This is a genomic window from Limnohabitans sp. DCL3 (genome assembly GCF_048019295.1).
Taxonomy (GTDB): domain Bacteria; phylum Pseudomonadota; class Gammaproteobacteria; order Burkholderiales; family Burkholderiaceae_C; genus Limnohabitans_A.
Genome location: NZ_CP171842.1, coordinates 2,755,391 through 2,780,368, shown reverse-complemented (window position 1 = coordinate 2,780,368; position 24,978 = coordinate 2,755,391). Strand labels below are relative to the sequence as shown.

At 60.9% G+C, this 24,978-nt stretch carries 24 protein-coding genes; 16 read left to right on the top strand and 8 right to left on the bottom strand.

Features of this window, described 5'->3' with window-relative positions:
- Window positions 1–167: 167 nt before the first annotated feature.
- Both ACHEXK_RS12485 and ccsB read left to right on the top strand, forming a co-directional pair.
- Window positions 168–2,294, top strand: a complete 2,127-nt coding sequence (locus tag ACHEXK_RS12485; RefSeq protein WP_416546644.1) for a cytochrome c biogenesis protein ResB — start codon at window positions 168–170, stop codon at window positions 2,292–2,294.
- On the top strand, window positions 2,291–3,601 hold the full coding sequence (gene ccsB / locus ACHEXK_RS12480) for a c-type cytochrome biogenesis protein CcsB (RefSeq protein WP_416546642.1): 1,311 nt from the start codon (window positions 2,291–2,293) through the stop codon (window positions 3,599–3,601). The genes ACHEXK_RS12485 and ccsB overlap by 4 nt, the downstream gene beginning before the upstream one ends.
- On the opposite strand, the gene ACHEXK_RS12475 is transcribed toward ccsB, so the two are convergent.
- Together ACHEXK_RS12475 and ACHEXK_RS12470 are read right to left on the bottom strand one after the other, a co-directional pair.
- Window positions 3,586–3,993, bottom strand: a complete 408-nt coding sequence (locus ACHEXK_RS12475) for a response regulator transcription factor (RefSeq protein ID WP_416546640.1) — start codon at window positions 3,991–3,993, stop codon at window positions 3,586–3,588. The genes ccsB and ACHEXK_RS12475 overlap by 16 nt on opposite strands.
- Before the next feature lie 18 nt (window positions 3,994–4,011).
- Window positions 4,012–5,499 carry a sensor histidine kinase gene (locus ACHEXK_RS12470; protein WP_416546638.1) on the bottom strand — a complete coding sequence of 496 codons (1,488 nt, stop codon included), beginning with the start codon at window positions 5,497–5,499 and terminating at the stop codon, window positions 4,012–4,014.
- Between the two features lie 98 nt (window positions 5,500–5,597).
- Between ACHEXK_RS12470 and msrP the strand changes: the two genes are divergently transcribed.
- Both msrP and ACHEXK_RS12460 read left to right on the top strand, forming a co-directional pair.
- The gene (msrP, locus tag ACHEXK_RS12465) at window positions 5,598–6,593 is read left to right on the top strand and encodes a protein-methionine-sulfoxide reductase catalytic subunit MsrP (RefSeq protein WP_416546636.1); all 996 of its coding nucleotides are present in this window, start codon (window positions 5,598–5,600) and stop codon (window positions 6,591–6,593) included.
- A 28-nt stretch (window positions 6,594–6,621) separates the two neighbouring features.
- Window positions 6,622–7,221 (top strand): sulfite oxidase heme-binding subunit YedZ, encoded by a 600-nt coding sequence (locus ACHEXK_RS12460; RefSeq protein ID WP_416546634.1) that lies wholly within the window; start codon window positions 6,622–6,624, stop codon window positions 7,219–7,221.
- 45 nt (window positions 7,222–7,266) lie between these two features.
- Here ACHEXK_RS12460 and lysA read toward each other — a convergent pair whose 3' ends face one another.
- Together lysA and lptM are read right to left on the bottom strand one after the other, a co-directional pair.
- Window positions 7,267–8,553: a diaminopimelate decarboxylase gene (lysA, locus tag ACHEXK_RS12455; RefSeq protein ID WP_416546632.1), complete on the bottom strand. Its 1,287-nt coding sequence runs from the start codon at window positions 8,551–8,553 to the stop codon at window positions 7,267–7,269.
- Entirely contained in the window at window positions 8,550–8,792 is a 243-nt protein-coding gene (gene lptM / locus ACHEXK_RS12450) for an LPS translocon maturation chaperone LptM (RefSeq protein WP_416546630.1), read from the bottom strand. The genes lysA and lptM overlap by 4 nt, the downstream gene beginning before the upstream one ends.
- A 12-nt stretch (window positions 8,793–8,804) precedes the next feature.
- On the opposite strand from lptM, the gene cyaY reads away from it, so the two are divergent.
- Window positions 8,805–9,134: an iron donor protein CyaY gene (cyaY, locus tag ACHEXK_RS12445; RefSeq protein ID WP_416546628.1), complete on the top strand. Its 330-nt coding sequence runs from the start codon at window positions 8,805–8,807 to the stop codon at window positions 9,132–9,134.
- 49 nt (window positions 9,135–9,183) lie between these two features.
- Here cyaY and ACHEXK_RS12440 read toward each other — a convergent pair whose 3' ends face one another.
- Complete coding sequence (locus ACHEXK_RS12440) at window positions 9,184–11,574, bottom strand: penicillin-binding protein 1A (protein ID WP_416546626.1); 2,391 nt, start codon at window positions 11,572–11,574, stop codon at window positions 9,184–9,186.
- A gap of 190 nt (window positions 11,575–11,764) precedes the next feature.
- On the opposite strand from ACHEXK_RS12440, the gene ACHEXK_RS12435 reads away from it, so the two are divergent.
- The 10 genes from ACHEXK_RS12435 (at window position 11,765) to ACHEXK_RS12390 (ending at window position 21,389) form a co-directional block, all read left to right on the top strand.
- Window positions 11,765–12,532 (top strand): hypothetical protein, encoded by a 768-nt coding sequence (locus ACHEXK_RS12435; protein ID WP_416546624.1) that lies wholly within the window; start codon window positions 11,765–11,767, stop codon window positions 12,530–12,532.
- Entirely contained in the window at window positions 12,532–13,110 is a 579-nt protein-coding gene (locus ACHEXK_RS12430) for a hypothetical protein (protein WP_416546622.1), read from the top strand. Before ACHEXK_RS12435 ends, ACHEXK_RS12430 begins: the two co-directional genes overlap by 1 nt.
- Window positions 13,107–14,264 (top strand): hypothetical protein, encoded by a 1,158-nt coding sequence (locus ACHEXK_RS12425; protein ID WP_416546620.1) that lies wholly within the window; start codon window positions 13,107–13,109, stop codon window positions 14,262–14,264. The genes ACHEXK_RS12430 and ACHEXK_RS12425 overlap by 4 nt, the downstream gene beginning before the upstream one ends.
- A complete protein-coding gene (locus tag ACHEXK_RS12420; protein WP_416546618.1) occupies window positions 14,261–15,709 on the top strand; it encodes a type IV pilus secretin PilQ in 1,449 nt (482 codons plus the stop codon). Before ACHEXK_RS12425 ends, ACHEXK_RS12420 begins: the two co-directional genes overlap by 4 nt.
- Window positions 15,710–15,824: 115 nt before the next feature.
- Window positions 15,825–16,382, top strand: coding sequence for a shikimate kinase (locus ACHEXK_RS12415; protein ID WP_416546616.1), 558 nt, complete (start codon window positions 15,825–15,827; stop codon window positions 16,380–16,382).
- A 19-nt stretch (window positions 16,383–16,401) separates the two neighbouring features.
- A complete protein-coding gene (gene aroB / locus ACHEXK_RS12410; protein ID WP_416546614.1) occupies window positions 16,402–17,514 on the top strand; it encodes a 3-dehydroquinate synthase in 1,113 nt (370 codons plus the stop codon).
- A gap of 3 nt (window positions 17,515–17,517) precedes the next feature.
- Window positions 17,518–18,699 (top strand): deoxyguanosinetriphosphate triphosphohydrolase, encoded by a 1,182-nt coding sequence (locus ACHEXK_RS12405; RefSeq protein WP_416546612.1) that lies wholly within the window; start codon window positions 17,518–17,520, stop codon window positions 18,697–18,699.
- 52 nt (window positions 18,700–18,751) lie between these two features.
- Window positions 18,752–19,963 carry a CynX/NimT family MFS transporter gene (locus tag ACHEXK_RS12400; RefSeq protein ID WP_416546610.1) on the top strand — a complete coding sequence of 404 codons (1,212 nt, stop codon included), beginning with the start codon at window positions 18,752–18,754 and terminating at the stop codon, window positions 19,961–19,963.
- Window positions 19,960–20,514: a DUF1415 domain-containing protein gene (locus ACHEXK_RS12395; RefSeq protein ID WP_416546608.1), complete on the top strand. Its 555-nt coding sequence runs from the start codon at window positions 19,960–19,962 to the stop codon at window positions 20,512–20,514. Before ACHEXK_RS12400 ends, ACHEXK_RS12395 begins: the two co-directional genes overlap by 4 nt.
- On the top strand, window positions 20,511–21,389 hold the full coding sequence (locus ACHEXK_RS12390) for a class I SAM-dependent methyltransferase (protein ID WP_416546606.1): 879 nt from the start codon (window positions 20,511–20,513) through the stop codon (window positions 21,387–21,389). Before ACHEXK_RS12395 ends, ACHEXK_RS12390 begins: the two co-directional genes overlap by 4 nt.
- Before the next feature lie 27 nt (window positions 21,390–21,416).
- Here the strand turns inward: ACHEXK_RS12390 and ACHEXK_RS12385 are convergent, their stop codons facing one another.
- From ACHEXK_RS12385 to ACHEXK_RS12375, 3 genes are read right to left on the bottom strand one after another with little or no spacing between them, the layout of a single operon-like run.
- Window positions 21,417–22,391, bottom strand: a complete 975-nt coding sequence (locus ACHEXK_RS12385) for a Bug family tripartite tricarboxylate transporter substrate binding protein (RefSeq protein ID WP_416546604.1) — start codon at window positions 22,389–22,391, stop codon at window positions 21,417–21,419.
- Between the two features lie 23 nt (window positions 22,392–22,414).
- Window positions 22,415–22,717 carry a hypothetical protein gene (locus ACHEXK_RS12380; RefSeq protein WP_416546602.1) on the bottom strand — a complete coding sequence of 101 codons (303 nt, stop codon included), beginning with the start codon at window positions 22,715–22,717 and terminating at the stop codon, window positions 22,415–22,417.
- Window position 22,718: 1 nt separating this feature from the next.
- Window positions 22,719–24,077: an acyclic terpene utilization AtuA family protein gene (locus tag ACHEXK_RS12375; protein ID WP_416546600.1), complete on the bottom strand. Its 1,359-nt coding sequence runs from the start codon at window positions 24,075–24,077 to the stop codon at window positions 22,719–22,721.
- 119 nt (window positions 24,078–24,196) lie between these two features.
- Here ACHEXK_RS12375 and ACHEXK_RS12370 point away from each other — a divergent pair, with 119 nt between their 5' ends.
- Window positions 24,197–24,892, top strand: coding sequence for a transposase (locus ACHEXK_RS12370; RefSeq protein ID WP_416546598.1), 696 nt, complete (start codon window positions 24,197–24,199; stop codon window positions 24,890–24,892).
- Window positions 24,893–24,978 lie beyond the last annotated feature (86 nt).

Below are 24,978 nucleotides of genomic sequence, written 5' to 3'. Positions count from 1 at the left end.
CGTTTAAGGGGGTTTTAAGGCCAAGCACACGCCCCTGCGGCACAATTCAGCATCGGCTGATATGACTTGATCCAAGGCCGGTTTTCCCGGCCTTGACTGTTTTTGCCGGGGCTTTCCTTGTCATTTTCCTGTCCCACGGCCTGTTGGGCTTCTTTCCTGAGCACCCCATGACGACTGTTGCTTCCCGCCATGAATCCGAGCGCGGCTCGCCCCGAGGGCAGGCGGTGATCGAATTGCTGTCGTCCATGCGTTTCGCCATTTCGCTGTTGACGATCATCTGCATCGCCTCCGTCATCGGCACGGTGCTCAAGCAAAACGAACCCAGCGTCAATTACGTCAACCAGTTTGGCCCATTTTGGGCCGAGTTGTTCACCACCCTCAAACTCAACACCGTCTACAGCGCTTGGTGGTTTTTGCTGATTTTGGCTTTCTTGGTGCTCAGCACCAGTTTGTGCATTGCCCGCAACGCGCCCAAGATTTTGGTGGACCTGAAGAATTACAAGGAAAACATCCGCGAACAAAGCCTCAAGGCCTTTCACCACAAGGCCGAAGGGCACTTGGCTGAGTTGCCCGAGGTGGCCGCCCAACGCCTGGGCGCACTGCTGGCCACAGGTGGTTGGAAAGTCAAGCTGCAAGAGCGCGACACCCCTGCAGGCAAGGGTTGGATGCTGGCAGCCAAAGCGGGTGCAGCCAACAAAATCGGTTACATCGCGGCGCACTCGGCCATCGTGCTGGTGTGCGTGGGCGGTTTGCTCGATGGTGACCTGATGGTGCGCGCCCAGATGTGGTTTGGCGGCAAAGAAATTTACAACGGCGGTGGCCTGATCGCCGATGTGCCCGCCCAGCACCGACTGTCGGAGCGCAACCCGGCTTTTCGGGGCAACCTCCTGGTGGCCGAAGACACGGCCTCTGGCACGGCCATCTTGAACCAGTCCAATGGCATCTTGTTGCAAGAGCTGCCTTTTGTGATTGAGCTCAAAAAGTTCATTGTCGAGTACTACTCGACCGGCATGCCCAAGCTGTTTGCCAGTGACATCATCATCCACGACAAAGCCACGGGCGAGAAAAAAGAAGCCCGAGTGGAGGTGAACCATCCGGCCAGTTTCAAAGGCATCAACATTTACCAGTCCAGCTTTGACGACGGCGGCTCGAGTGTCAAACTCCAGGCTGTGCCGATGTCCGCAGCCACCAAGTCGTTCGAGGTGGAAGGCACCATTGGCGGCAGCACCGAGCTCACCAATGGCAGCGAAAAAATAAGTTTGGAGTTCACCGGGCTGCGCGTCATCAACGTGGAAAACCTCTCCGGTGGCGAGGGTCCTCAAGCCACAGGCGTGGACGTGCGCAAGGTCGATTTGCGCAGCTCGCTGGAAGCGCGCATGGGGGCGGGTCACAAAACCACCCAGACCAAAAACCTGCACAACGTCGGCCCCAGCGTGAGCTACAAGCTGCGCGATGCGGCAGGGCAGGCCCGTGAGTACAACAACTACATGTTGCCCGTGGATGCCGGCGACGGTGTGCCGGTGTTTTTGTTGGGTATGCGTGATACGCCCAGTGAGCCTTACCGCTACTTGCGCCCTCCAGCGGATGAAAACGGCGAGTTGACCGGCTTCATCCGCTTGCGTGCGGCCCTGGAAACACCCGTGCTGCGTGAGCGTGCGGTGCAGCGCTACGCCCGCAAGGCGGTGGACCCGCAGCGCCCCGAACTGACCCAGCAACTGGCCGATTCAGCAGATCGGGCCCTGGGCTTGTTTGCCGGCCAAGAGGAGGTCAAAGGCAAAAAAGTGGCGGGCTTACAGGCCTTGGCCGACTTTTTGGAAGCGAATGTCCCCGAGGCCGAACGCGCCCGTGCGGGTGAGATGTTTGTGCGCATCCTGAACGGCACTTTGCTCGAGTTGGACACGGTGGCCCGCGAGCAGGCCGCCGCCAAACCTTTGCCCGAAGACAAAATTCAGGGCTTCATGTCGCAAGCGGTGCTGGCCTTGTCCGATGCGCCGCTTTATTCCGCCCCCATGACGTTCCTGCTGAAAGATTTCAAGCAAGTGCAAGCCAGCGTGTTCCAAGTGGCCAGGGCCCCAGGCCAGTCGATCGTTTATCTGGGCTGTGCCCTTTTGATCCTGGGTATTTTTGCAATGCTGTATGTTCGGGACCGTCGCTTGTGGGTTTGGCTCTCACCTCAGGGAGAGGGCGCGCAAGCAACCTTGGCTTTGTCGTCCAACCGCAAGACCATGGACGTAGACCGTGAATTTGAACAACTGACCGCCCGCTTGCTGGGCCGCTCCGAGAAAACACCATGACGACTGTGACCTTGAACCCGGGCTATTTTTCAAGCCGTTCGGCTTTGGACTGGGGCTTTGCAATCCTTGCGCTGTTGGGCACGGTGTTCGCATTCACCCGTTACCAGCAGGCCATGGATGTCTACGAGCAAGCCATTTTGGTTTGCACACTGCCTGCCGTCATTGGGTTGGCTTGGTTTTGGCGCCCCTTGCGCACCTTGATGCTGGTCGTCGCAGGCTTGTCGCTCTTGGCCATCTACTTGTACCAAGGTGATCTGGCGCGCTCTGAGCAGGTGTTTTTGCTCAAATATTTCTTGTCCAGCCAGTCGGCCATTTTGTGGATGAGTTTGTTGTTTTTCATCAGCACCGTCTTTTACTGGGCGGGCATGTTCGTTCGCGGGCAAGGTGATTCGATGGAGTCTTTGGGTTCGCGCATGGCTTGGGTGGCGGTGGGCTTGGCCTTGATCGGCACGATGGTGCGCTGGTACGAAAGCCACCAGTTGGGGCCTGATATTGGGCACATCCCGGTCAGCAATCTGTACGAAGTCTTCATCATGTTCTGCTGGATGACGGCAGCGTTCTACTTGTATTACGAAGCACAGTACAAAACCCGCGCTTTGGGTGCGTTTGTGATGCTGGTGGTGAGCGCGGCGGTGGGCTTTTTGCTGTGGTACACCTTGGTGCGCGAGGCGCACGCCATCCAACCTTTGGTGCCTGCCCTCAAGAGCTGGTGGATGAAGATCCATGTGCCAGCCAACTTCATCGGTTACGGCACTTTTGCCTTGGCCGCCATGGTGGCCTTTGCTTACCTGATCAAACAAACGGCGGGTGAGACCCGTTGGTACAAGCTCGCTCCCTTGTGGTTGTTGGGCATTGTGTTGTGTTTTGAGCCCGTGGTGTTCCGCAAGTCGCCGACCGACGGGGGCAGTGGCTATTGGATGGTGTATTTCGGCATCTCGGCGCTGATTGTGGCCGCCATTCTGTTCGGTCGTCGTCGCATTGCCGAGCGCTTGCCGTCATTCGAAATCCTGGACGATGTGATGTACAAAGCCATCGCCGTCGGTTTTGCCTTTTTCACCATCGCGACCGTGCTGGGCGCTTTGTGGGCGGCCGAAGCCTGGGGCGGCTATTGGAGCTGGGACCCGAAAGAAACTTGGGCTTTGATTGTCTGGCTCAACTACGCCGCTTGGCTGCACATGCGCCTGATGAAGGGCCTGCGCGGCACGGTGGCAGCTTGGTGGGCCTTGATGGGCTTGGCCGTCACCACCTTCGCGTTCTTGGGGGTGAACATGTTTTTGAGCGGCCTGCACAGCTACGGCACGCTGTAAACGCTGTGGGGTGCTGGCGGTGATTGCCCCAAAACTTCGGCGATCAGGCACAACATCTCCGCCGTGTTGAATGGCTTCCACAGAAACTGAGCGGCGCCAGAGTTTTTCACCGCTTGGATTTCGTGGGGCTGACTCTCACCACTCATGAACACCACCGGCATGGTGTTGCCCATGGCTTTCATCTGTGCATGCAGCGCCAGTCCACTCATGCCTGGCATGCGCACATCCAGAAGCATCACATGCGGCGCCTGCGTGGCGGGTGCCTGTAAAAAGGCGGCGCCACTGTCGTGGGTTTGCACGGTGTAACCACGCCCCGCCAAAACCAGGGCCAGCATTTTTCGAATGTCCTCGTTGTCATCGACCACGTGGACCAAGCCCAATGTACGTGTCATGAAGTCCTTCTCCCGTGCTCAGGCCTGCGGTGCCATGGGGGAGGTGGGCACCAAGCAAAGGGCCACGATGGCGCCACGCTGGGAGGGCGCGTTGTCCAGGGTCGTTTGGCCACCCCAAAGCCGTACCATGTTCTGTGTCAGCAACAAGCCCAGGCCAGAGCCATGCGCTTTGCTGGAGACCACGGGTCCGGGCAGGGGCTGCAGCAAATCGGCGGGCCATCCAGGACCGTTGTCGCTGATTTGAAGCACCACCCAGTCCTGGTCCTCCGCTGGGCGCCAGAGCAGCTCAATGTGGATGCTCGGCTCTTCTGGCGCCGGGGTCTGTGGGTCGCCTAGGGCATCCATGGCGTTGGACACCAGGTTGAAGACGATCCTCTGCAACATGACCTCGTTGGCTTGGACACAACACCCCGGCGCCAACTGGCAGGACAAACGAAGGGTCATCCCCCTTTGTTGGGCCTCACCCTGCAAGATGGGGAAAACGGTTTCAATGGCACCCTGCAGATGGACGGCATCCATTTGGTCTTGTCCGCGGATCATCAAGCGTCGCAGGTTGCTGACCATGTCGCTGGCTTTGCCCGACAGCAGCATCAGGTTGTCAACGCGCGCTTGCAGCTGCTGCGGCTCAGGCGCGGGGGTGATTTGATTTTGCAAGTCGTACAAACCCAACTCCAAAGCCTGCAAGGGTTGGCTGATGTCGTGTACCAACATGGCGGAGAAAGACGACAAGCTGCTCAAGGAAGACACTCTGGCATTGAGCATCAACAATTGGTCCCTTTCCTTGACCAAATTGCGCATGGTGTCACTTTCGGCTTGGGCTAGGCGCTGGCCTTGCTGCGCATGGGTGAATTCGGAGCTGGTTCTCTCGAGGCAAAAGCCCCAATAGCCAAAGCAAATCAGGATCATGGCCAAGATCGATGACAAAGTCACCAAGTTGCCGACCCAGGAAAATGAAAAAACATTCAGATACTCGGCATGCTCACTCAAGGCGTATTGGTACAAGCGGTTCAAGTAAGCACTCGCATGGATGCCAAAAGCCACCTGCATCAACAACAGGCTACGGCTGCGGTGGATGCGACGCAGCTGCCAGACCAGGGCCGACAAGACCAAGTTCAGAGCAATGAATGTGCAGGAGTAAACCAGCACCCCAGTGGGGGTCATGTTTCCGGTGACGTGCAGCCCATGCAGCAAGATCACCCAGAGCGTGACGGGGACGATCAAGACAGGCCAAGACTTGGGCTTTGCCCCCAACTCGCGGCGAAGCGCTTCCACCATCATCAACCAAGAGGCGCAAGCGCCTGTCCACGCCAAAATCGTAGACGGGTATTCGGCCACCCAGGGCCGCAAAGCGATGGCGCAAATCGACAAGCTGTAGAACGAGATGCTCATGAACCACAAGCGCGTGGCCTCGTTGCGACGGCCGGCCAGCAGCAGCCAGGTGCCCAAGGGCAGGGCAATGTGGACGGCAATGACCACTTGAATCAGCAGGCCGATGGCAGGATGCATAGACAGGGTATTCCTTCAGGGACAGACCGATTGGGCGAGGGTTTTGGAATCGGTTCAAAATACCCCATCGCATTTTCCGCCATCAGCCCAGGTCCAGCATGATCATTCACACAGACAAATTCGGTTTTCAGCACCCCTTGGGCAGCGAGATCACCCCGGCGTCGGTTTACCAGACGCGGCGCGACATCATTCGCTACATGGCCACAGGCTCTGCTGGCTTGGCCCTGAGCGCCTGGGGTTTGCGCGATGCTCAAGCTCAAATGGTCCGACCCGGGCAACTGCCGCCCCTGTCTGCTCTGCCCTCCAAGTTGGCGGGTGCCATGGTGATGGACAAAGCCACACCTTACAAAGATGCCACGACGTACAACAACTTTTATGAGTTCGGCACCGACAAGGCTGACCCGGCCAAACGGGCCCACAGCCTCAAAACCGACCCATGGAGTGTGGACATCGAGGGGTTGGTGAAAAAACCCGCCCGCGTCAACCTGGAAGACCTGATGAAGTGGGGCGCGATGGAGGAGCGTATTTACCGCCTGCGCTGCGTGGAGGGGTGGTCGATGGTGATTCCTTGGATTGGCTACTCGCTGGCCGATCTGATCCGACGCGTTGAACCGCTGCCGAGCGCCAAGTTTGTGGAGTTCGTGACCCAAGCCGACCCCAAAACCATGCCGGGCGTGCGTGGTGGGGCTTTGGATTGGCCCTACGTCGAGGCCTTGCGTCTGGACGAAGCCCTGCACCCCTTGACCCTTCTGGCCTTTGGCATGTACGGCGAAGTCATGCCCAAGCAAAACGGTGCGCCTGTGCGCTTGGTGGTGCCCTGGAAATACGGGTTCAAGAGCGGCAAGAGCCTGGTCAAAATCCGTTTCACCGACAAGCAGCCGGTCTCGTCCTGGGAAAAAGCCGCCCCGCAAGAGTACGGTTTTTACTCCAACGTGAACCCGACGGTGGACCACCCTCGCTGGAGTCAAGCCACCGAGCGGCGCATTGGCGAAGACGGTTTGCTGGCCAAAAAGCGCAAAACGCTCATGTTCAACGGCTACGAGGCGCAGGTGGGGCAGCTCTACGCCGGCATGGACCTGAAAAAATTCTTTTGATGGCGCTGCGGACTGACGTTGTGAAGGCATGAGAGCGGCACTGCGTCACCCCGCCGCTTGGTGGGCTTTGCTCGTGCTCGGTTGCACGCCTGGGCTCTGGTTGCTGGCGCAAACCCTGCAAGACCAGCTCGGCCCCAATCCCGCCGAAGCGCTGATCCGTGCGACGGGCGATTGGACGTTGCGCAGCCTGTGTGTGGTGTTGGTCGTGAGCCCTTTGCGCACTGGGCTGGGTTGGCCAGAGCTGTTGCGTTTTCGGCGCATGCTGGGCTTGCTGGTGTTTGGCTACGCCAGTTTGCACCTGCTGTGCTACGCCTGGTTTGACATGGGCTTTGACTTCGCCGACACGCTGCAAGACCTCTTCAAGCGCCCCTTCATCTGGTTGGGTTTCAGCGCCTTTGTGCTGTTGCTGGCGCTGGCCGCGACGTCATTTAACGGGGCCGTGCGCTGGTTGGGTGGCCAGCGCTGGCAACGCCTGCACCGAGCCGTTTATGCGGTGGCCGTGCTCGCTGTGCTGCACTTTTGGTGGATGCGGGCCGGCAAACAGGATTTTGTCGAGGTGCTGGTGTATGCGGCCATCTTGGCCGGTTTGCTGGGGTGGCGCTGGCTGCGTTTTGCGCGCCGCGCCTGAGCGCCATCAGACACTGTGCCGCCACTCCCGGCCGGCCTGTCTGGGTCAGACCAGCTGCTCCAGCGCAAAGGTGTCGAACGCCGATTCCCGTTGGCGGATCAGGTGGGCTTGGGTGCCATCAACCAGGATTTCAGCGGCGCGACCCCGGGTGTTGTAATTGCTGGCCATGCTCATGCAGTAAGCGCCTGCGGACAACACAGCCAACACGTCACCGGCTGTTAGCCGCAGTTCGCGGTCTCGGCCGATCCAGTCGCCGCTCTCGCACACCGGGCCCACCACGTCGTAGACCACGCTGTCCCCTGAATGCGGCGAAACCGGCACGATCTGGTGGAAGGCCTGGTACATGGCTGGGCGGGGCAGGTCGTTCATGGCGGCGTCGACGATGCAAAAGTTCTTTTGTTCGCCGGGTTTGAGGTACAGCACCTCGGTCAGGCACACGCCCGCATTGCCCACCAAGGAGCGGCCGGGCTCGATCATGATTTGGCGCTGTCCATAGCCACGTGCATCCAGTTTGGCCAGCAATTGCGCCCACAGCGCGTCGGCTTCGGGTGGGGTGTCACCGTTGTAGTTGATGCCCAAGCCGCCGCCAAAGTCGATGTGGTGAATCGGAATGCCGGCCGCTTCGATCTCGCCCACCAAGTCCAGCACGCGGTCCATGGCGTCCAGATAGGGGGTGGTCTCGGTGATCTGCGAGCCGATGTGGCAGTCGATGCCCACCACTTTGAGGCCGGGCAGACTGGCCGCGTGGCGATACGCACGCAGGCTGTCTTCGTGGGCAATGCCGAATTTGTTGCCTTTCAGGCCGGTGGAGATGTAGGGGTGCGTCTTGGCGTCCACGTTGGGGTTCACCCGCAAACTGACCGGGGCTTGCTTGCCCAAACTGACGGCCACTTCACTCAGCACGTCCAGCTCCGCTTCGCTTTCCACGTTGAAGCAGCCAATGCCCACTTGCAGGGCTTGCTTCATTTCGGCGCGGGTTTTGCCCACGCCCGAAAAAATCACCTTCGACGGATCAGCGCCTGCGGCCAACACCCGGGCCAGCTCGCCACCTGAGACGGTGTCAAAACCACAACCCGCTTCGGCAAACACCTGCAACACGGCCAGGGTTGAGTTGGCTTTCATGGCGTAGCAAATTTGTGCCTGGCGCCCAGCAAAACCGCGCTCGTAAGCGGCAAGGGCCGACAGCATGGCCGCTTTGGAATACACAAACAAGGGGGTGCCGTGTTCGCGGGCCAGGTCCGACAAGCGAACGCCCTCGACCATCAGTTGGTCGCCCGCATAGGCAACATGAGGTTGGCCTGGCAGGCCATGGTGTGTAACAGGTGCGTTCATGGGGAAGAGGTGGAGGTTGCCGACGGTGCGACAGGTGGGGTAGGGACAGGGGCGTTGGTATTGGCCTTGGGTGCAAAGCGCCCACGCCATGGCGACAGCGTCTCGGGCAAGGTGGCCCGTCCTGCAGAATCCGGTGTGCTGGGCAAGACCAAAGGGCCTTTTTGCCCGCAAGCGCTCAGCATCGCCGCACCGCCAACAAGGGCATGCGCCATGACTAGAATCTGGAGGATCTTCAACATGCTGCGATTGTAATGACCGACCTCGAATTTCTGGACCACGCTGAGCGCCTGCTGTCGGGCGTCGAACTCAGCAGCGATCGCCTCAACGACGACACCGACGCGGACATCGACAACCAGCGAGTGGGCGGTATGGTGACACTGACTTTTCCCAACCGCAGTCAGATCGTCATCAATCTGCAAAAGCCCTTGCATGAGGTGTGGTTGGCAGCGCGCTGCGGGGGCTTTCATTACAAGTTTGACGGTGTGCACTGGTTGGACACCAAAGGGCAAGGTGAATTTTGGGCCAGCTTGTCCCGCTATGCCTCTGAACAGGCGGGGCAAGCCTTGTCTTTCAAGCCCTGAAATCCAGGCGGCTTTTCTGGCTCAGGCCGGGGGGTCTGGCCGCGCCCATTCAGTTCCTGAACAAGTCCAAAATCCGGTTGCGTTCATCAGCGGGGGGCAGTGCGGCATTGGGTGATTTACCGGAACTGTCGTTGCCAGCACCCAAGCTGCTGATGCCCCCGCCCTTGGCGTATTCCTCGTACATCCAATCGCCGCTCACATTGACGACACCCTCAGGCACCGGCGGCTCAGAAACCGGCACATTTCGCAAAGCGGTTTCCATGAAACTGATCCATACCGGCAAACTCAAGCCGCCGCCCGTTTCCCGGTCGCCCAGTTTGCGGGGGGTGTCGTAACCAATCCAGACCACGGCCGCCAAGTTGGTTTGATAGCCTGCAAACCAAGCATCCATCGCATCGTTGGTGGTGCCGGTTTTGCCGTAAATGTCTGGTCTTTTGAGCGTGCCCTGGGCGCGTGCTGCGGTGCCTGATCGCGTGACCTCTTGCAGCAAACTGGTCATGACAAAGGCGTTTCGTGCGGGGATGACCGAGGGTTCATCCAGTTGAGCGACCGCGGGGCTTTCGACCAGTACGCGGTCTTTGAAGTCGGTGATGCGGGTGATCAAGTGAGGTTGCACCAAGTGCCCGCCATTCGCAAAGACGGCGTAACCGGTCGCCATCTGCATCGGGGTCACCGAGCCCGCACCCAGTGCCATGGTCAAAAATGCGGGGTGTTTGTCTTCATCAAAGCCAAAACGGGTCACCCACTCTTGCGCAGGGCGGGCCCCAACAGCCTGCAGGATGCGAATCGAGACCATGTTTTTAGATTTGGCCAAGCCTGTGCGCAGACTCATGAGGCCGTCAAATTTGCCGTCGTAGTTCTTGGGCTCCCAAGGTTGTCCACCGGTGACCCCGCTGTCAAAAAACAAGGGGGCATCGTTGACCATGGTGGCTGGGGTGAAGCCTTTTTCCAAAGCCGCCGAGTAAATGAAGGGTTTGAAGCTGGAGCCAGGCTGTCGCCAGGCCTGCGTGACATGGTTGAATTTGTTTTTGGCAAAGTCAAAGCCTCCGACCAAGGCGCGGATGGCGCCTGTTTGCGGTGTGATGGCCACCAGCGCGCCTTCTACTTCGGGCAGTTGGGTGATTTCCCAGGCACCTTTGGGGGTTTGCGTGATGCGGACCAAAGCGCCTTTGCGCACCTGTTTGGCCGGTGGTGTTTTGTCGGACAGTCCCGATTGCGCGGGCTTGAGGCCGTCGCCCGAGAGGGTGATTTGCTCACCGTTTTGGCGAATCACCACCACTTTACGTGGCGAGGCTTCGAGCACCACAGCCGACAACACGTCGCCATTGTCAGGGTGTTCTTCCAAGGCGTCATCGATGGCGTCATCCAGCTTTTTGGGATCGGTCGGCAGGTCTATGAACTTTTCGGGGCCCCGGTAAATCTGGCGGCGCTCGAAATCCATGATGCCTTGGCGCAAGGCCTTGTAGGCCGCCATTTGCTCCGTCGATTGCACGGTGGTGTAAACGTTCAAACCGCGCGTGTAGGTGTCTTGGCCGTACTGGGCAAAAACCATTTGGCGCACGGTTTCAGCCACATATTCGGCGTGCAGGATTTTTTTGTCCGAGGCCGAGCGCAATTTGAGCGGCTCGGATTTGGCCGCTTTGGCCTGTGCCGCCGTGATGTACTGGTTGTCCTCCATCCGCTCGATGATGTAGAGCTGCCGTGAGCGCGCGCGTTTGGGGTTGCTGATGGGGTTGTAGGCCGAGGGTGCTTTGGGCAAGCCCGCCAGCATGGCCGCTTCGGCGATGGTGATGTCTTTGAGCGGTTTGCCAAAGTAAGTTTCAGCGGCGGACGCGAACCCATAAGCCCGATTGCCCAGGAAGATCTGGTTCATGTAGATCTCCAGGATCTGGTCCTTGGTCAGCATGTGTTCGAGTTTGTAGGTCAGCAATATTTCATAAATTTTGCGGGTGTAGGTTTTTTCAGAGGACAGGTAGACGTTGCGGGCGACCTGCATGGTGATGGTCGATGCGCCTTGACTTTTCATGCGGCCCAAGTTGGCAATGCCTGCGCGCAAAATGCCCAAATAGTCGACGCCGCCGTGTTGGTAAAAGCGGTTGTCCTCGATCGACAACACCGCATCTTTCATCACCTGAGGGATGTCTTTGATGGGTGTGAGGTTGCGGCGCTCTTCACCAAACTCGCCCATCAACTGGCCATCGGCCGTGAACACACGCAGCGGCAGCTTGGGTTTGTAGTCGGCCAAGTCAGAGATGTCCGGCAAGTTCGGATAGGCCATGACCATGGCAACCCCCACCACCAACAGCAAGGCGGCAAACCCTGCGACGGCCAGGCCCACGGCCCATGCGCCCAATTTGAGGGCCCACGACAGGGGACCCCCTGCACGGCCAAGTGCCGAGGGGCTGTGTTTTTCTGGAGAAGCGTTGTGGTTGGCGGGCATAGGTGGGCTTTGGGGGCAGCCAGCAAGGTGCGAGCTGCCAAGGCATTATAAAAATATCAGCTTGACGTCTCGAGGAGGTGAAATTCAAAAAAGAACTATTTTGTTTTTAAAACGGTCCAATCAAGCAGATTCATGTTACAAAACTGCACGGCAGGGAAGACGGATCCGCCCGCCTTCAGGGAGGCACAGCATGCAGGCTTTGGCGCATTGGTGGCATCGGTGGGCCCGAGGGGCCGTTCACCATGCCTGGGGCATGGCACCCGGTGACGGTGCTTGGGTTTTGGCCGGCTTGAGCCGGCAAAGCCGTGCTTTGGTCAAGGTTGACACCTTGACCACGTGGCGCATCCCGATCGAATCGGGCATGACGGAGCTGAGTGGTTTGAGCGCGCATTTGCGCCAACAGCGGGGCGCCCGTGGCACTCGTGGCCGTTCACATCAGCGGCTGAACATGGCTTTGCCCAGCGACCTCGTCCAAGAGGGTTTCATGGATTTTCCAGCCGATCTTGCGCAGGAGGATTGGATCTTCGAGGTGCAGCTGGAGGTGGCGCATGCTTTGCAATTGGCACCTGACGAGGTGAACTTTGATTTTGTCCCCGCCAAGGCCAGCGACGGCTTGGTGCGGCGGGTCCACTGGGTGGGCTGTGCGCAAGCCCAAATGGGGGTGTTCAAAAACTGCATCCGCGCTGCGGGTTGGCGCTTGGCGGCCGTCGAACCCGAACACGAAGCGGCGCAGCGGGGCCTGCGCGCTTTGAAGGGGGGATCGCTCAGCTTGTTGACCCAAGCGCCGCAAGACTGGCAATTTCACTCAGACAGGTGCTGGGCGACGTCGCCAGCAGACTGGGCGCAGCCTCCAGAGGAGTCCGACGAAACCATGGCGCAAGCCCTGGAAAAATTCATGCGTACGCAGGCCCGTGCACGGTTGGTGGCTGCCGGTTTGGCGCTGAAGGCTTGGCAGTGATGCGCCCTTTTAATCTGTTGAGCCACCCTGGCCAGGCCCAGCAGCGCAAAGTGTTCCACCGTTGCTGGAGCAGTGTGGCGGGGCTGCTGGTGGGCTGCTTGCTGGCTTGGCTTGGGCAGCAATGGCAAAAGGCCGAGACACTGCGCTTGCAACAGGCGAACAGCCAGTTGCAATCGGCCTGGCTGGCGCGCACGCACCAGGCCCAGGTCGCTGCACAACAGCAAACCCGACAGCGTGTGCAAATGGCGCAAGCCGCGCTCTTGCAAAAAATTGCCCTGCACCAACAGGCCTGGATGAGCGTGCATGAACGCTTGCTGGACATGGCCGAGGAGGGGCTGAGACTGTCGCGCATGCAGTCGGATGCTGACCATGTGACATGGCACGGGGCGTTCAAGCGCTTCGAGGACATGGCCGTTGCGCGGCAAAACCTGTCCGAGCAGTGGGGGCTGGCTGTGAGCCTCAAAGACCTGAGCACCGGACCTGCTTCCCAAGTGCGGTTTGTCTGGGAGAGCACGTGGCCTGTTCTTCAGGGTGTCCGACTGGGCCAGGCTGGCGGGGTGGAGAAAGCCAAGCCATGAAACCCATCACCCGGACCACCTGGACGCGGCTGGCTGCTTGGCCATCGGCTGCATGGGGGTGGCCGCATCTGCAACGACTGGCTGAGCGTTGGTTGCGCCAGTGGGGTTATGCCTGCGCTGGTCTGGCGTTGGGTCTGAGTGGCATGGGGCTGGCGCAACCTGAAGTGGGGGAGGCCTACGCCACCGCTCTTGAGGCGCAAGCGCGGTTGGAGCAGACATTGGCAGAGGTGGCTTCAGGCCTGTCCGCTCCCACGCCTGCGGCAGTGTCGGCCCCAAACGGCCTTTCTTCGGTCCAGGTGCAGCGCCTTTGGGGCGCTTTGCCTGTTTCGAGCCGGCCCGAAACCCTCTGGACCTTGTGGCAGCAGGCTTTGGCAGCGCATGATTTGCGGCTGCAGTCTTTGCAAGCGCTGCCGTCCAACGGCGAGGCGGGACGGGGCGCAAGCTTGGTCAGCCATGTGGCCGCCTGGCGGGTGTTGGGGCGTTTCGAAGATTGGGCACGGGTCTGGGCGGCGTGCGCCGAGCATGGACCCCTGTGCGCCATCGAGCGCATCAGCGTGGTGCCCGTCGACCCACCCGGCGAAGTGCAAATCGATGCGGTGATGCGTTTCTGGATGCGTCTGCCTGAAACGCAGTCGCTGGATGAACGGGGGCTGGCCGATGGTTGGGGGCCTGCACTTCCGCGCAGAGGGCCAGCAGATCGTTGGCGCACCGCCTTGTTTGCCCCAAGCCTTGCTGCAGAGGCCGGTGTGAATCCCGGCAAGGCGGATGGGCGCTCGACGGCTTCTGGCGCGGATGCTGCCGCAGCCGACGCCGCCAGTTTGGCGAATTTGCCCGAAGATCCGCAGCAATGGCCTTTGGCCCGCATCCGCTTGGCAGGTGTCTGGCAACACGGAGGCGAGCGGCTGGCCCTTTTGTCGGCCGGATCGCACACGGTCACGGTGCGGCTCGGTCAACGTGTCGCGCTGGAGGGATACCGGGTGGCTGAGATCAGTGACAAGGCGGTGCATTTGCGCTTGGGCCATGGTGCATGGCGTGAACTGACCTGGGCTCAAGCGCATCCCGATGCCCGATCGGGTGGCCCGTTGTCCTCCGCTGTCCATGTGGCACCCCCAAGCCAAGTTTCGCTCCAAACAACCGGGAGTCCAGCCCCATGACCCCACGCAACCCAACAGGCGTTCAGATGAGCATGTGGCTGGTGTGCGTGAGCCTGTCAGGCATGGGCTTGGCGCAAACCCAGGGTCAAGCAATGCCCCACGCCTTGGATGGGGTCAAACCCTCCGATGCTCTGGCTTTCCCAGCCCCTGACAAGCCCATCAGTTTGAACTTTCAAAACATCGACATCAAAGCTTTGTTGCAGGTGTTTGCCGATTTTTCAGGCCTGCATTTGGTGCCCAGCGAGAGCGTGACGGGGCCTGTCAGCGTGCGGTTGAACGGTGTGCATTGGCAGCAAGCGCTGGACATTGTGCTGCAATCGAAAGGCTTGGTTGCCCGGCAAGAGGGCCGTGTGCTGTGGGTTGCGCCACAGGGCGAGTGGGCAATGCGAGAAAAAAAGCAGCTGGAAGCCCAAGCGGCCTTGGAGTCGGTCATTCCCATGCAGATGCTGTCGGTGCGTTTGCAGTACGCCCGTGCAACCGAAGTGGCTCAGCGCTTGCAAGGCACAGCGGCAGGCAGCAGCGCTGGGCGGTGGTTGAGTGGCCGCGGCAGTGTTTTGGCCGAACCCCGCACCAACCAACTCTTCATATTGGACATGCCCGCACGTTTGCAAGAGCTGCAAAAAATGCTGGTGTTGCTGGATGTGCCCGTGCGGCAAATCTTGATCGAGGCCAGGATCGTCGAGGCCGACGACCAGTTTGGCCAGTCGCTCGGGGTGCGGCTGGGCACCGGCCTGGCGATCCCCATGAAGGTCCAGGGGCGCTCGGGCACCTTGGCTGTAGGCGCCAGCAACCAGTCAGCCGCAGCCGGGACTTCGGCGGGCAATCAAGTCAACTTGCCCGCGGGCATGGCGGGGCAAACAGTCAACACCCCGGCGACGTTTGCGGTCTCGCTGTTCAGCGCCGCGGCCGACCAATTCATCAATGTCGAGATTTCGGCCTTGGAGACTGCTGGGCTGGGCAAGGTGGTTTCGCGCCCTCGGGTGGTGACGGCCGACCAGACCAAAGCGCTCATCGAGCAAGGCACCGAGTTGCCCTATTTGACCGCCGCAGGCAATGGGGTGACTGCCATCTCGTTCAGAAAGGCCAACCTCAAGCTGGAGGTGACGCCTCAGATCACCCCCGATGGTTCGGTGGTTTTGGATGTGGATGTGAACCGCGACAGCGTGGGGCAAAACACGCCCGCGGGCTATGCCATCAACACCAAGCATGTGAAAACCCAAGTGCGCGTGGAGGATGGGGGTACGGTGGTGCTGGGGGGTATTTACGAGGAAATCCGTCGCAACGACGATGCCAAAGTCCCCGGTTTGGGGGAGGTGCCAGGTTTGGGTTGGTTGTTTAAAAAACGTGAGCAGAACCAACGCAAAAGTGAGTTGCTGATTTTTTTAACCCCCCGTGTGGTCGCCGATGACCCGGCCAACGCTTCTGCCCAGAGCCGACCGCCTTAGGCCATGGGCACGGCCATCGCCGCAGTGACCTGCAGCAGGTCGAATACACTCCAAGCATTCCAAAGGCGGGTCGCTTCCAAGGTGTCCCCGGCTGCTTTTTCAGTGTGAGATTTCCTTGAGCATCATCTTTGTGGGCCTTCCAGGTTCGGGCAAAACCACCATCGGCCGACAATTGGCACGCCGGTTGGATCTGCCGTTTGTGGACTCTGACCATGTGATCGAGCACCAACTGGGTTGCTCGATACGGGAGTTTTTTGCCCGCGAAGGCGAAGACAGCTTTCGCGACGTGGAGCAACAGGTGCTCGACGAGTTGACCCAAACCCATGAGGGCGTGATCGCCACCGGGGGGGGGGCTGTGTTGCGTCCCATCAATCGCCGCCGTTTGCATGAGCGGGGCCAAGTGGTGTACCTGCGGTCCTCGCCCGAAGATGTGTTTCGCCGTGTGCGCCACGACCAAGCCCGCCCGCTGTTGCAGGTGGACGATCCCTTGAACCGATTGCGAACCTTGTTTGAGGCGCGCGACCCTTTGTACCGCGAAGCTGCGCATTTCGTCATCGAGACAGGCCGACCCTCTGTGGCCACCTTGGTCAACATGATCACCATGCAATTGGAGCTGGCAGGTCCTCATGTGTCGCGCGCGCCAGCCTCACCACCGCCCCCACCACGGCCCTGAGCGCCTACACTTGGGGGTTATGTCCGAGTCCATCACCCCCACCTCAACGGTGGCCATTTCGCTGGCCGACCGCAGTTACGACATCCACATTGGCCAAGGCCTGCTGAGTCGGCCTGAAACCTGGGCTGGCTTGCCCAAGGCCCAGACGGCCATGATCGTGACCAACGACACGATTGCCCCGCTGTACGAGGCGGCCTTGCGCAGTGCGATTGCCCCGCATTACAAACAGGTGCACACCGTGGTGCTGCCCGATGGCGAAGCGCACAAAGACTGGCCGACCCTGAACCTGATTTTTGACGCGCTGCTGGCCAAAGGCTGTGACCGCAAGACGGTGCTGTTTGCCTTGGGCGGTGGCGTGATCGGCGACATGACCGGCTTTGCGGCGGCGAGCTACATGCGCGGCGTGCCCTTTGTGCAGGTGCCGACCACGCTTTTGTCGCAGGTCGACTCGTCGGTGGGCGGCAAGACCGCCATCAACCACCCGCTGGGCAAAAACATGATCGGCGCGTTCTACCAGCCGGTGCGTGTGGTGTGCGACCTGAACACCTTGACCACCTTGCCCCCGCGTGAGCTGAGCGCGGGTTTGGCCGAGGTCATCAAATACGGCCCGATTGCCGACATGGCCTTCTTCGACTGGATCGAGGCGAACATCGATGCGCTCATCGCCCAAGACCCGGCCGCGCTGGCACATGCCGTCCAGCGCAGCTGCGAGATCAAGGCCTGGGTGGTGGGTCAAGACGAGCGCGAAGCGGGCCTGCGGGCCATCCTGAATTTTGGCCACACCTTCGGTCACGCCATCGAGGCGGGTTTGGGTTTCGGCGTCTGGCTGCACGGCGAAGCCGTGGGCTGCGGCATGGTCATGGCGGCGGAACTCTCGCAGCGTTTGGGCAAAGTGGACGCCGCTTTTGTGGCCCGTTTGCGGGCCTTGATCGTGCGCGCAGGCTTGCCAGTTCGCGGCCCGGTCATTGACGCGGCCGACAACGCGGGCCATTACATCGAACACATGCGGCTGGATAAAAAAGCCATCGGTGGCGACATCCAGTTTGTGTTGATCGACGGGCCTGGCAAAGCCAGCGTGTGCGGTGCGCCTGACGCGATGGTGCGCGAAGTGATCAACGCCTGCTGCGCCTGAAGCATGTTTGCAGAGTCATTGGATTTGCCCGTGGGTTCCTCACCTGTTCAGACCAGCCTGTCGCCGCTGGCTTGCGACCCGGCGCAAACCCGGGGTCGACGGTTTGCTGAAGCCCCCGCGCCCACGCGCAACGCTTTTCAGCGTGACCGGGACCGAATCGTGCACTCCACCGCGTTCCGGCGGCTGGTCTACAAAACACAGGTGTTCCTCAACCACGAAGGCGATTTGTTCCGCACGCGCCTGACGCACTCGCTCGAAGTTGCGCAGCTGGGCCGCTCGATTGCTCGGGCGTTGGGCCTGAACGAAGATTTGGTCGAGGCCGTGGCGTTGGCGCACGATCTGGGCCACACGCCTTTTGGGCACGCGGGGCAAGACACGCTGAACGAATGCATGGCCGAGCACGGCGGCTTTGAGCACAACCTGCAAAGCCTGCGCGTGGTCGACCAGCTCGAAGAGCGCTACCCGGCGTTTGACGGCCTCAACTTGAGTTTTGAAACCCGCGAGGGTGTGCTCAAACACTGCTCGCGCGCCAACGCCGAGCATCTGGAACGGACCGAGCCGGGCGGGGTGGGGCGGCGCTTCATCGACCGCACCCAGCCCAGTTTGGAGGCGCAGCTGTGCAACCTGGCCGACGCCATTGCCTACAACGCGCACGACATCGATGACGGCGTGCGCTCCGGGCTGATCAGCATCGAGCAACTGCTGCAAGTTGAGCTGTTTGCGCACTACCACCAGCAAACATTGGCCGAGCATCCCGGCTTGTCGACCAAGCCGCGTCGCCTCTTGTACGAAACCATCCGCCGCATGCTGAGCGACCAGGTTTATGACGTGATCAACACCACCCGACTTGCGGTGGTCCAAGCGGGTGTGCGCACGCTGGACGAAGCCCGCCAAGCTGGGCCTTTGGTGGCTTTCAGCACCGAGATGAAGGTGCGTAGCCGTGAACTCCAAAGGTTTTTATTCGCGCAGCTCTACCGCCACCCGCAGGTCATGCAGACCACCGGCCAGGCGCAGCAGGTGGTGCGCGAGTTGTTTGCCGTTTACGTGGCGCAGCCCTCGGAGATGTCGGCCGACTTCGCTGCCAACACCGACCTGCACCGCGCGGTGGCCGACTACATTGCCGGCATGACCGACCGCTTCGCCCTGCGCGAACACGAACGCCTGACGGGGCGCAGGTTGTTGTGACTGGGGTAGGGCAGCCCCGGTTTGGGCGCGGCGCCATGGTCGCGATGTGGCTGTGACGGTTCACAAGTCCTTTTCTCCATACGGCAAGGCTTGGTTGGTGGTTGCCGCGGGCGGCGTGGCTGCTTTGCAGGTGGGCAAGCTCCCTCCGGCTTTGCCTGCCTTGCAGGCTGAGCTTGGCCTGACGCTGGTGCAGTCGGGTTTTCTGTTGTCCATGGTGCAACTCGCTGGCATGAGTTTGGCCGTTTTCATGGGCCTGTGGGCCGATGGCATGGGCCTGAAGCGCAGCATGGTGCGGGGCCTGTGCTTGCTGGCGATCGCCAGTGGCTTGGGGGCATTCGCCAACTCGGTGAGCGCCTTGCTGGCGCTGCGGGCCCTGGAAGGTCTGGGTTTTTTGCTGGTGGCTTTGCCCGCCCCCGCCTTGATCCGCCGTCTGGTGCCGCCCGCCCAATTGCCCGGCATGCTCGGTGTGTGGGGCGCATACATGCCTACCGGCACGGCCTTGGCATTGCTGATCGGGCCATTGTTCATCCCGGCTTGGGGCTGGGGCGCTTGGTGGGGGGCGTTTGCGCTCTTGTCTTTGGGCATGGCTGTTTGGATGGTGCGCTGCGTGCCCGCCGATCCGATGGCCTCTGTTGACGCGGCTGCGCAGAGGCCCTGGCAGCGCTTGCGCCGCACTCTGAGTGCCCCGGGTCCATGGCTGGTGGCACTGACCTTTTGCATGTATTCAGGTCAGTGGCTGGCGGTGGTGGGTTTCTTGCCATCGATTTACGCTGCAGCAGGCCTGAGCGCTGCGTTGCTGGGCGTGCTCACGGCCTTGGCTGCAGCGGTCAACATCGTGGGCAACCTGGCCTCAGGCCGATTGCTGCAGCGCGGTTGGGCACCGCGCGCAACCCTGTGGCTGGGCTTTGGCGCCATGGCGCTGGGCAGCACGGTGGCCTTTGCGCCTTTCACCGAAACCCTGCCTTGGTGGCGTTTTGCCGGTTTGTTGCTGTTTTCGGGCATGGGCGGCTTGGTGCCGGGCACCTTGTTCAGTTTGGCCGTGCGCCTGGCCCCGGGCGATCAGCAAGTGGCCACCACTGTGGGCTGGGTACAACAGCTCTCCGCCTTGGGCCAGTTCGTCGGCCCCCCCGTGGTGGCGGCTGTGGCTGCGCGCGCGGGCGGCTGGCAGCTGACGCCGCTCGTCTCGGTCGGCTGTTGCATGGCAGGGGCCGTGCTGGCTTGGGCCATTGGGCGACGGCTCACGCAGGCACAATCTCGTCCATGACCGACATGAACACCCCCGAAATTGCCGACACCGTGCGCTGGCTCGAACGCGCTGTGATTGGCCTGAACCTGTGCCCCTTTGCCAAAGCCCCGCACGTCAAGGGCCAAATCCATTACGTGCTGAGCGAGGCCAAGGGCCTCGAAGGCTTGCGCGACGAGCTGATGGAGCAGCTGCAGGCTCTGGCCGCTATGCCCGCCGAAGAGCGTGAGACCGTGCTCTTGATCGTGCCGCAGATGCTGCAGGATTTTCTGGAGTTCAACGACTTTCTGGACGAAGCCGATGCCGTGTTGCAGGAGCTGGACATGGAGGGCGTGTTCCAGGTCGCGAGTTTTCACCCGCAGTTCCAGTTTGCTGACACCGAGCCTGACGACATGGGCAATTTCACCAACCGCTCGCCTTACCCCACGCTGCACTTGCTGCGCGAGGAAAGCATCGACCGTGCGGTGGAGGCTTTCCCAGAGGCCGAGATGATTTACGAAAGCAACATCGAGACGATGGACAAACTGGGTGCCGAGGGCTGGAAAAAGCTGGATGTGGGTCCCAGCCCATGAAAAAGCAAACAGTCACCGGCAACGCCCCATCCCAGCTGCCGCCTGAAGTGCGCCCCGGCCAGTCGGTCGAGCTGCTCAAGCAGCTGCACATCCTGACCCGCGACGGCAAGCTCAACCAGGACTCGCGCCGCAAGCTCAAGCAGGTCTACCACCTGTTCCAGTTCATCGAAAAGCTGCTCCAAGAGTTGCCCGCCAGCGACAGCGGCCCGACACTGGCCGATCACGGCGCTGGCAAGTCGTATCTGGGTTTCATCATTTACGACCTGTTTTTCAAGGCGCTGGGCCAGGGCACGATCTACGGCATTGAGACGCGCAGCGAGCTGGTGGAATCGTCCAAAGCACTGGCCCAAAAGTTGGGCTTTGAGCGCATGCGTTTTTTGAACGTGAGCGTGGCCGAATCGACGCAAAGTGGTGAACTGCCCGTACAGATCGATGTGGTGACTGCCTTGCACGCCTGCGACACCGCCACCGACGACGCCATCGCCTTTGGCCTGCAAAAGAAAGCCCGCTTCATGGTGCTGGTGCCTTGCTGCCAGGCCGAGCTGGCCCGAGCCCTCAACCAGAACAAAGCCCTCCATTTGCAGCGCACACCTTTGGCCGAACTGTGGCGTCACCCCTTGCATACCCGAGAAATGGGCAGTCAGCTGACCAACGTGCTGCGCTGTCTGTACCTCGAATCTCAGGGCTATTCGGTCACCGTGACCGAGCTGGTGGGCTGGGAGCACAGCATGAAAAACGAGTTGATCTTGGCCAGGTACACCGGCCAGAAAAAACGCGCCTCCGGCGAGCGCCTGTTGGCGCTGCTGAAGGAGTTTGGTGTGGAGGCGCTGATGGGGGGCAGGTACCCGCTGGTCGCAAGATCAGAAGGGGTCTGACCTGGCGCGCAGCAGACACCAAAGGCCTTATTGCGGCTCAATCTTCGCGTCGCGAATGGCCTTGGCCCATTTGGCGGTTTCGGCCTTGGAGCGTTGTGCCAATGCCTCCGCCGAAGCGGGCGCAGTTTCAAAGCCCAGGGCCGAGAAGCGTTCCAGAATGGTCTTGTCGGTGGCCGCAGCGTTCACAGCGGCGTTGAGTTTGTTGACGATGTCGGCGGGTGTACCTGCCGGGGCAAAGACCGCAAAATAGGCGATCAGCTCATAGTCCTTCAGGCCCAGGGCTTCGTTCACAGTGGGCAGCTCGGGGATGGCTTTGGAGCGCTGGGTGGAGGTGACGGCCAGGCCGCGGATCTTGCCGGCCTTGACCTGAGGCAGCATCACAGCAAAGTCAGCACTGAACATGTTCACTTGACCGCCAATCAGGTCGGTCATGGCGGCAGGGCCGCTTTTGTAGGGCACGTTGGTCATCTGGATGCCAGCCATGCTGGAGAGCACTTCACTGGACACCAATTGCGAGGTGCTGGCACTGGCAAAGGTGATTTGTGTGGGCTTGGATTTGGCCAAGTCCACAAACTCTTTGAGCGTTTTGGCCGGCACGTCGTTGTTCACCGCCACGATCAGCGGCACCGAGCCCATGTAAGCCACGGGCGCAAAGGCGGTGTCTTGGTCGTAGGGCAGCTTTTTCATCAGGCTTTTCAGCGCCGCGTTGGTGCTGTTGGTGCCGATCAGGAGGGTGTACCCGTCCGGGGCCGATTTGGCCACCGCGTCAGCCCCCAGCATGCCATTCACGCCCGCCTTGTTTTCCACCACCACAGGCTGACCCAAAACTTCGGACATTTTTTGGGCAAAGGCGCGGCCGATTTGGTCGGTGGCGCTGCCAGCGGCAAAGGGCACCACAGCCTTGATGGGTTTGTTGGGGTAGGCCTGTGCCATGGCTTGGGTGGCCACCAGGCCGAGGCCCAGTGCGGCAGACAACAAAGAGGCGATGCGCAAACGTTTCATGGGTTCTCCAGTGGGTCAAAAAATCATTCAATCACAAAAGTCAGCAGGTGCGCACTCAGGCATTTCCCGTGGGCGTCCAGGGCCAGCGAGCGGGTCACGCCGCCGCCCAGCGATTGGTGCATGACAAAGTTGAGTGCGCCCAGTTGGGGCAGGGCGTAGCGTTCTAGCGGGCCATGCACCGTGCCCGCAAAGTGGGCTTGCACGCGTTCGGCGCTCAGGTGTTTTTCCAGCAGGGCAAAGTCCTTTTTGTCGTAAGCGATGACCGACAAGGTGGAACGGTTGCCTTTGTCGCCCGTGCGGGTGTGGGCAATGTCGCGCAGCAGCATGTCAGTGGCCTTCGGCGTTGAGCAGCAGGGTGGAGGTGTGCACGGCGCTGCGCGGCATGAGCACGGCAGCAGCCGCGATGACTTCGCGCACCGAGCGGGTAGCGCCGCCGCCACCGGCCGGGCCGTTGGTGTAGAGCGCCTCGACTTCGTGCGCCACATGCTGGGCGTGTTGCAAAGTGGGCACGCGCAGGGCCACGCGGGCACGCACTTCGGCAGGTTCCGGCTGTGCTGGGCTGGAAGGCCCGAAGATGGCGTTCACACCGATCAGGTCGTATCGGCCCTCGAACTGGCCGTAACCGGCGTCGTCCAGCCGTTGACGCACCAGATCCAGCGCGAGTTGTCCCCGCGCCTGCGCACCCGGCCCCGCATAGCTGATTTGACCTTCGCCAATGAAGCCGTCGCGGTAACCCAGCGTGACTTTGAGCGTGTCGGTGCGTGGGTGGCCGCTGCCGCCTGCGACTTGCACGCGGTCCGGGCCCAGTTGCGTCAATTGCACCTGAGAAAAATCCGCCACCACATCCGGCTGCAGGTAGCGAGCGGGGTTCTCGATTTCATACAGCAGCTGTTCCGTGCAGGTGGCCACCGTCACGCAACCGCCCGATCCCGCCACTTTGGTGATCACGGCGTCACCCGAGGTGCTGACTTCGGCCAACGGAAAACCCAGCCGGGCCATGTTGGGCACATCCTTGTAGCCCGGGTCGGCAAAGTAGCCGCCGGTGATCTGCGCCGCACACTCCAGCAAATGCCCGACCAGCATGCCTTGGCCCAAGCTTTGCCAGTCGTCTGCGGCCCAGCCAAAGTGGTGCACCAAGGGCGCCAAAAACAGCGCCGGGTCGGCCACACGACCGGTGATGATGACCTGTGCGGCGGTTTGCAAGGCGGGCAGCAGGGCTTCGGCCCCCAAATAGGCATTGGCCGAAATCAACTGGGGCTGCAAGTCGGCCAAAGTTTGCGTGCTCTCCAGCACGGGCAACGCCCTGCCGGATTGGGTCAGGGTGGCCAGCACATCGTCGCCCAGCACCACCGCCACTTTGACCTGCGGCAAGCCCAATTCACGTGCCACGGCCAGCACCGCGTGACCGGCCTGCAGCGGGTTGGCCGCGCCCATGTTGCTGATGATGCGGGTGCCTTGACGGATGCAGGCGGGCAGCACGGCCCGCATGCGGGCGACCAGCATCGGGTCGAAACCCGCCGCCGGGTCTTTGGAGCGTTCGAGTTGCGCCAAGGCAATCGTGCGCTCGGCCAGGCATTCGAACACCAGATAGTCGAGCTCGCCCTTTTCGGCCAGTTCCACGGCGGGTGCAATGCGGTCACCCGAATAACCCGCGCCTGCGCCGATGCGAAGTGTTGTCTTGTGCATGGGCCAAGCTTAATGGCGCCCGCACCCAGAGGCTGTCACCCTGGAGCGGGGATTCAATTGCGGTCGTTTAATTGGGGTCAGATCCCAATTAAACTGCGGGTCTCTTTCAGGGAGTCCCCATGGCCCGCCAGCCCCGCCTCACCGTTGCCGCTTACCCTCACCACGTCATCCAACGCGGGAACGATCGTCAGGCCATCGTGCGCGACGATGTGGACCGCGAACGCTTGTTGGCGCTGTGGCAAGAACACGCGCTCAACTTCAAAGTTGCCATCCATGCCTACGTGATCATGGACAACCACTTCCATTTGCTGCTGACGCCCGAAACCGATGAAGGGCTGCCGCTCATGATGCAAGCGGTGGGTCGGGCCTATGTGCGCTACTTCAATTTGCGGCACCAACGCACGGGCACCTTGTGGGAAGGCCGCTACAGGAGCAACCTGATTGAGAGTGAGCGCTATCTTTTGGCGTGCATGGTGTACATCGACCTCAACCCCGTGCGCGCAGGCATGGTGGCGCAGCCTGCCGACTTCAAATGGTCCAGTCACAGGCACTGTATTGGTCAGTTGAGTGACAAATGGGTGACGCCGCATGCCCTGTTTTGGGGCTTGGGCAACACGCCTTTTGCCCGTGAGGCGGCTTATGCCGAGTTGGTGAAAACCGGCCTTGCGCAACGTGAAAAGGAGCAACTCACCCAAAGTGCCTTGTCGGGCTGGGCCTTGGGGTCGGCCGATTTTGTGGCGGGCTTGCAGCAAGTCACCCAGCGGCGCTTGGTGCCTGGCAGAGCGGGACGCCCAGTCAAAATGACAGGTCTTTGAATCTGTCCCCAATTAAATCAGCGCCAAGTTGAAATTAAAATTAATTGGGATCTGACCCCAATTAAAAAGATTGGCATGGATGCTGC

Coding starts and splice junctions, on each gene's coding strand:
- ACHEXK_RS12485 (WP_416546644.1), top strand. CDS start 168: ATGACGACTGTTGCTTCCCGCCATGAATCCGAGCGCGGCTCGCCCCGA.
- ccsB (WP_416546642.1), top strand. CDS start 2,291: ATGACGACTGTGACCTTGAACCCGGGCTATTTTTCAAGCCGTTCGGCT.
- ACHEXK_RS12475 (WP_416546640.1), bottom strand. CDS start 3,993: ATGACACGTACATTGGGCTTGGTCCACGTGGTCGATGACAACGAGGAC.
- ACHEXK_RS12470 (WP_416546638.1), bottom strand. CDS start 5,499: ATGCATCCTGCCATCGGCCTGCTGATTCAAGTGGTCATTGCCGTCCAC.
- msrP (WP_416546636.1), top strand. CDS start 5,598: ATGATCATTCACACAGACAAATTCGGTTTTCAGCACCCCTTGGGCAGC.
- ACHEXK_RS12460 (WP_416546634.1), top strand. CDS start 6,622: ATGAGAGCGGCACTGCGTCACCCCGCCGCTTGGTGGGCTTTGCTCGTG.
- lysA (WP_416546632.1), bottom strand. CDS start 8,553: ATGAACGCACCTGTTACACACCATGGCCTGCCAGGCCAACCTCATGTT.
- lptM (WP_416546630.1), bottom strand. CDS start 8,792: ATGTTGAAGATCCTCCAGATTCTAGTCATGGCGCATGCCCTTGTTGGC.
- cyaY (WP_416546628.1), top strand. CDS start 8,805: ATGACCGACCTCGAATTTCTGGACCACGCTGAGCGCCTGCTGTCGGGC.
- ACHEXK_RS12440 (WP_416546626.1), bottom strand. CDS start 11,574: ATGCCCGCCAACCACAACGCTTCTCCAGAAAAACACAGCCCCTCGGCA.
- ACHEXK_RS12435 (WP_416546624.1), top strand. CDS start 11,765: ATGCAGGCTTTGGCGCATTGGTGGCATCGGTGGGCCCGAGGGGCCGTT.
- ACHEXK_RS12430 (WP_416546622.1), top strand. CDS start 12,532: ATGCGCCCTTTTAATCTGTTGAGCCACCCTGGCCAGGCCCAGCAGCGC.
- ACHEXK_RS12425 (WP_416546620.1), top strand. CDS start 13,107: ATGAAACCCATCACCCGGACCACCTGGACGCGGCTGGCTGCTTGGCCA.
- ACHEXK_RS12420 (WP_416546618.1), top strand. CDS start 14,261: ATGACCCCACGCAACCCAACAGGCGTTCAGATGAGCATGTGGCTGGTG.
- aroB (WP_416546614.1), top strand. CDS start 16,402: ATGTCCGAGTCCATCACCCCCACCTCAACGGTGGCCATTTCGCTGGCC.
- ACHEXK_RS12405 (WP_416546612.1), top strand. CDS start 17,518: ATGTTTGCAGAGTCATTGGATTTGCCCGTGGGTTCCTCACCTGTTCAG.
- ACHEXK_RS12395 (WP_416546608.1), top strand. CDS start 19,960: ATGACCGACATGAACACCCCCGAAATTGCCGACACCGTGCGCTGGCTC.
- ACHEXK_RS12390 (WP_416546606.1), top strand. CDS start 20,511: ATGAAAAAGCAAACAGTCACCGGCAACGCCCCATCCCAGCTGCCGCCT.
- ACHEXK_RS12385 (WP_416546604.1), bottom strand. CDS start 22,391: ATGAAACGTTTGCGCATCGCCTCTTTGTTGTCTGCCGCACTGGGCCTC.
- ACHEXK_RS12380 (WP_416546602.1), bottom strand. CDS start 22,717: ATGCTGCTGCGCGACATTGCCCACACCCGCACGGGCGACAAAGGCAAC.
- ACHEXK_RS12375 (WP_416546600.1), bottom strand. CDS start 24,077: ATGCACAAGACAACACTTCGCATCGGCGCAGGCGCGGGTTATTCGGGT.
- ACHEXK_RS12370 (WP_416546598.1), top strand. CDS start 24,197: ATGGCCCGCCAGCCCCGCCTCACCGTTGCCGCTTACCCTCACCACGTC.